Source organism: Kitasatospora sp. NPDC001539, assembly GCF_040298565.1.
In the GTDB taxonomy this organism is placed as follows: Bacteria; Actinomycetota; Actinomycetes; order Streptomycetales; family Streptomycetaceae; genus Kitasatospora.
Genome location: NZ_JBEPAK010000489.1, coordinates 1 through 1271, shown reverse-complemented (window position 1 = coordinate 1271; position 1271 = coordinate 1). Strand labels below are relative to the sequence as shown.

Genomic DNA, 1271 nt, shown 5'->3' with positions numbered 1-1271 from the left:
TGAGTGAGAGGTGCGCGATGGCCTTGTCCCAGTCTGACCTACTCCGCCTCATGGAGTCACTGCGTACGGCGGACGGAATCGAGTTGATCAGGGTCCTGGCTCAGCGGATCCTGCAGGAGCTGATCGAGGCCGAGGCCACCGCCCGGATCGGCGCGGAGCCCGGCGAGCGCACCGAGTCCCGCACGACCTGGCGCAACGGCCATCGCGATAAGACCCTGACCACGCAGGCCGGCGACCTGGAGCTGGCCATCCCCAAAGTCCGCACGGGCAGCTTCTTCCCCAGCCTGCTGGAGCGCCGGCGCCGCATCGACCAAGCCCTCTACGCGGTCATCATGGAGGCCTACGTGCTGGGCGTGTCCACCCGATCGGTCGACGACCTGGTCAAAGCCCTCGGCGCCGACACCGGCATCTCCAAGAGCGAGGTCTCCAGGATCTGCGCCGACCTGGACGACCAGCTCACCGCCTTCCGGACCCGGCCACTCGACCACACCCGCTTTCCCTACGTCTACCTGGACGCGACCTACTGCAAGGCGCGGGTGAACCACCAGATCGTCTCCCGGGCCGTGGTCGTCGCAACCGGCATCACCGAGGACGGCGGCCGCGAGGTGCTGGGACTGATGGTCGGCGACAGCGAGACCGAGGTCTTCTGGGCCGAGTTCCTGCGCTCTCTGCGCGAGCGCGGCCTTGGCGGGGTCCGGCTGGTCATCGCCGACCACCACACGGGCCTGGTCAAAGCGATCCGCAAGGTCATGATCGGTGCCGCCTACCAGCGCTGCCGCGTTCACTTCCTGCGCAACACGTTCGCGGTCATCCCGAAGGACGCCGGCGAGATGGTCGCCGCGACCATCCGCACGATCTTCGCCCAACCTGCCGAAGCCGCGGTCCGGGCCCAACTCGACACCGTCGCCGACATGCTCGGCAAGCAGTTCCCCAAGGTCAGGCAGATGCTGCTGGACGCCAAGGACGACCTGACCGCATTCGCCGCCTTCCCGGAACGACATTGGAAGAAGATCCAGTCCACCAACCCCCTGGAGCGGATCAACCGCGAGATCAAACGCCGAACCGACGTTGTCCAGGTTTTCCCCAACGACGACGCCCTCCTGCGGCTGGTCACCGCCGTGCTCTTCGAGATGCACGACGAATGGATCGCCTTCCCGCGCCGCTACCTACCCGAGGGCAGCATGGAACAGATCTACCCCACCCACGATGAACTTCCGCCCACCGCATGACCGTTGGCATGCGACCGCTCCACCACATCAAGGGACACGACC

The 1271-nt window shown here is 66.6% G+C and carries 1 protein-coding gene; it reads left to right on the top strand.

All coding sequences use genetic code 11. From position 1 onward, the window contains the following. The first annotated feature begins 17 nt into the window (after window positions 1-17). Window positions 18-1229 (top strand): IS256 family transposase, encoded by a 1212-nt coding sequence (locus ABT247_RS33500; protein WP_350750384.1) that lies wholly within the window; start codon window positions 18-20, stop codon window positions 1227-1229. Window positions 1230-1271 lie beyond the last annotated feature (42 nt).

Bases quoted from the DNA above. Each gene is read 5' to 3' on its own strand.
- ABT247_RS33500 (WP_350750384.1), top strand. From the start codon at position 18: ATGGCCTTGTCCCAGTCTGACCTACTCCGCCTCATGGAGTCACTGCGT.